Annotated in this window: 1 pseudogene; it reads right to left on the minus strand. The window is 57.7% G+C overall.

Annotated features, from left to right (window positions below):
- Positions 1 to 4318: pseudogene (locus JFT58_RS29900) on the minus strand (hypothetical protein); the annotation flags it as partial.

The raw sequence follows: 4318 nt of genomic DNA on the forward strand, positions 1-4318 counted from the left end.
TCCACTATCGGAAAGCTGATGGCCAGGGTTTCATCCTTGCTTGTGCTGACCGCTGCCTTGAGCTCCATCTGCAGCTTGGTGCCATCACCCAATCCATTCAAATAACTACGAGCAATCCCTGGTTCGATTTTTCCGTTAGCGATCCAGGTCGGATTGACAGCTGCACTGCCCGCCCCGTTGTACACCGTCAGCGAATGATCAACGCCCTTGTTCGTTTTCCCCAGCAGCCTCAACCAGACGGGGTTAGGCGCAGTGATAAACGGCCAGACACCAATTTGCCCTGTGGCATCGCCGGTAAACGTAGTCAAGTTCAGTACTTGAGTCGCCTCGTTAGCCTGATTGATCTTGAGCACCGTTTTGGCCAACTCAGCCTGGGGTATCGGCGTCACCGTCACCGTCAACACCTTGGACGCAACCACCTTGCCGCTACGGGTTACGTCGTACTTAAGCGTGAACGTTTTGTCGGCATTACCGACGTTGGCGGCAATCGCGGCCTTGGTAATATCGAACGTGACTTTGCCCGCCGCTACCCCATTCTTGGCCGGGATCACCGGAGAACCCGCTCCGGCTGTCCCCACCATCGTCACCTTGATGCTGTCTGTGGTGTACATCGGTGTGTACTCCACCGACACCGTGGCGCCGTTTTGTGCATTCAACGGCGCCAGGGTAACTGAGGTACCCGTCCCCGTGGCCTGGGTCAACTTGGGAACAGGGAATTCTGCCGGCAGTGTGTTAACAGTGTATTCCACTATCGGGAAGATGATGGCGTCAGCCTCGGCTTGACTAGATGAAAGCGTCGCCTTGAACTGAAGTTTCAGTTTCGTATCATGACCCAGTTCAAGGAAGTACGAGGCGGCGACGCGTTGATCATAGAAACCATTGCTGAACCACCCAGCAGTCACCGCGTTGCTCGCCAGAGTCCATACCTGCAGCTCATGTACCGATCCATCGGCCTTGAAGCCACTCAATAACATGGCTACCGGTTGGAAGCTCGCGATAAACGGCCATGACCCAACGCGTAGAGTTTTATTGGTAACCGATCCACTCAAATCCAGGACTTTGGTAGCAGCATCCGCTTCATTTATCCGGATCACTGTCTTTGCCAACTCAGTTGTCGGTATCGGTGTCACCGTCACCGTCAACACCTTGGACGCAACCACCTTGCCGCTACGGGTTACGTCGTACTTAAGCGTGAGCGTCTTGTTGGCATTGCCGACGTTGGCGGCAATCGCGGCCTTGGTAATATCGAACGTGACTTTGCCCGCCGTTACCCCATTCTTGGCCGGGATCACCGGAGAACCCGCACCGGCTGTCCCCACCATCGTCACCTTGATGCTGTCTGTGGTGTACATCGGTGTGTACTCCACCGACACCGTGCCGCCGTTTTGTGCATTCAACGGCGCCAGGGTAACTGAGGTACCCGCCCCCGTGGCCTGGGTCAACTTGGGAACAGGGAATTCTGCCGGCAGTGTGTTAACAGTGTATTCCACTATCGGGAAGATGATGGCGTCAGCCTCGGCTTGACTAGATGAAAGCGTCGCCTTGAACTGAAGTTTCAGTTTCGTATCATGACCCAGTTCAAGGAAGTACGAGGCGGCGACGCGTTGATCATAGAAACCATTGCTGAACCACCCAGCAGTCACCGCGTTGCTCGCCAGAGTCCATACCTGCAGCTCATGTACCGATCCATCGGCCTTGAAGCCACTCAATAACATGGCTACCGGTTGGAAGCTCGCGATAAACGGCCATGACCCAACGCGTAGAGTTTTATTGGTAACCGATCCACTCAAATCCAGGACTTTGGTAGCAGCATCCGCTTCATTTATCCGGATCACTGTCTTTGCCAACTCAGTTGTCGGTATCGGTGTCACCGTCACCGTCAACACCTTGGACGCAACCACCTTGCCGCTACGGGTTACGTCGTACTTAAGCGTGAGCGTCTTGTTGGCATTGCCGACGTTGGCGGCAATCGCGGCCTTGGTAATATCGAACGTGACTTTGCCCGCCGTTACCCCATTCTTGGCCGGGATCACCGGAGAACCCGCACCGGCTGTCCCCACCATCGTCACCTTGATGCTGTCTGTGGTGTACATCGGTGTGTACTCCACGGACACGGTGCCACCGTTTTGTGCATTCAACGGCGCCAGGGTAACGGAGGTACCCGTCCCCGTGGCCTGGGTCAACTTGGGAACAGGGAATTCTGCCGGGAGCGTATTGACGGTGTACTCCACCACCGGAAAGCTGATCGCCTCGGCTTCAACCTTGCTAAGGCTGACGGCGACTTTGAATTCCATCCTCAATTTTGTGCCATGGCCCAACCCATCGAGGTAAGTGCGCAACAGGCGATATTCATAACGGCCTTGGGCAACCCAGTTCGGATTGACATACGAGCTGTTGAAACTGAACAGCGTCAGGTCATGAGCAACATTAGCGGTTGTTCTACCAAAAAACTTCAACGAGACCGGATAAGGGGCGGTGATAAACGGCCAGGTGCCGACATGCGCCATCGCGTTGCCGACGAAGCTATCCAGGTCCAACACCTTTGTCGCGCTATTGGCCTCGTTGAGCCTGATGACCGTCTTGGCCAGCTCCGATTGCGGTATCGGCCTCACGGTCACCGTCAAAATTGCCGACGTGACCGAGACTCCCGCACGGGTTACCACATAGTGGTATTTCACCGTGGTGACGTGGTCACGAATGTTCGCCGCAATCGCCGCCCTGGAAATATCGAACGCCACCTCCTGCAAGGCTTCATTCCCAGGTTTGGCCGGGATATCTGGCGAACCGCCATTGCCGGCGCCTACCATGCTGGCTTTGATCGAGTCACCGTTGCGCATGCCCACGTAGCTCACCACCAATTGGGTGCCCTGTTGCACCTTAAGGGGTTCCAGGTCGGCGGTGTCGGGGCCGGTGGTTTGCGCTTCAAGCAAGGTCGGCGACGGCAGTTCGCCCACGCCACGGCTGATCAGCACCTCGGTGATCTGTGAGTAACGCGGCATCGCCTCATCAGCGCGTGTCAGCGTATAGAACACCGTCACCGACTCATCCAGGTTGTTCTCCACGTAGTATTTTTCGATGTCGTGGGCGGTGGTGGCGCCATTCACGGCCACCTCCACCGGCACTTCGGTGCGGGCGCCCCGGCCAAGCCAGTACATGCGGATCCAGTCGCCGCGCAGTGTTTCGCCAAACGGTGCAAACACGGTGGCGTAGGCACCTACATCATCCGGATTCAACTGGCCGCTGATCGCCTTGTCGACAATCGGCTTGGGCATCGTACGCTTGATCTGACCCACCACGATCTGCAACCGCAGGGACTCCTGCGGGCGGCCGCCGGGCCGGGTATGGGCGTAAAACACGTCGGTCAGGTGGCCGTCGAAACGCCGCAGTTCGTCGGGGTATACCGTAAACAACAAATCCCCACCGGCCGTGGGCGGAATATCGTCGACCTCGCGGCCGATGCGATGTTCGATGGTGTTATCGGCGCTGCTGACCCGGAAGATGACTTCGATATAACCGTCCTTCGGCCAGCTCCCTTGAAGGGGGAAGCGTACGGTCGCGTCGACATCCGGCTCGATATGGCCACCCTGGTCCTCGTCTATCGTCGGCGCCGGCCACCTGACGACTTGCCCCACGACCTCCAGATAGAGTTTTTCGGAAGGCTGTTGCACCGAGCCATTCTGATACAGGGCATGCACGCTCGCGCTGCCTTCGGCAATCGCGCTCACCAGCGCGTTGGGAACCTCAAAGGTATAAAGGCCTGCTCTACTGAGTTCTTCGGTGTGCGTATAAGGGATCGAATTGCCTTCACTGTCCAAACCGGCCCAGATCAGCGTCACGTGGGAATAGGCGCTAGCCTCCTGGGAGAGGACCCAAAGGGCCACTTCCACATCCCAACTGCCCAGTTCCGCGAGGTCGATTTTCGTACCGGTGTCTGGAAACTGCAGCCACGGCGCTTCGGGGCGCACCTCATTGAGGTGCACATCAATCAATGAAACCGCCGACCAGCGCGCCCGCTCCTCCGGCAGATTGCCGCCCGCGTCCCGCACCTGGTAAGCCACGCGCGTAAGCCGGTTATTGCCCGCGGCGCTGATAGTGGCGTAGTCGACGGTCAAGGTGATGTCACGGCCCACTTCGCCGGGCTGGACCCGGTGCTGAACCACTTGCGAGCCCCAGGCCAGAGTGATCAGGTCATAAGCGCGCATGTTTAGCCAGTAGCGAATGATGATCTTGACACCCGCCAGTGCCTGCTGCTGGTTGACGCCATGCAGCAAAACCTCCGGTGGGACCTCATACGCCAGCCCCTGGTGGCCGGGCAGAC

The sequence above is a fragment of the Pseudomonas sp. MF6767 genome, from assembly GCF_016405475.1.
In the GTDB taxonomy this organism is placed as follows: Bacteria; Pseudomonadota; Gammaproteobacteria; order Pseudomonadales; family Pseudomonadaceae; genus Aquipseudomonas; species Aquipseudomonas paracarnis.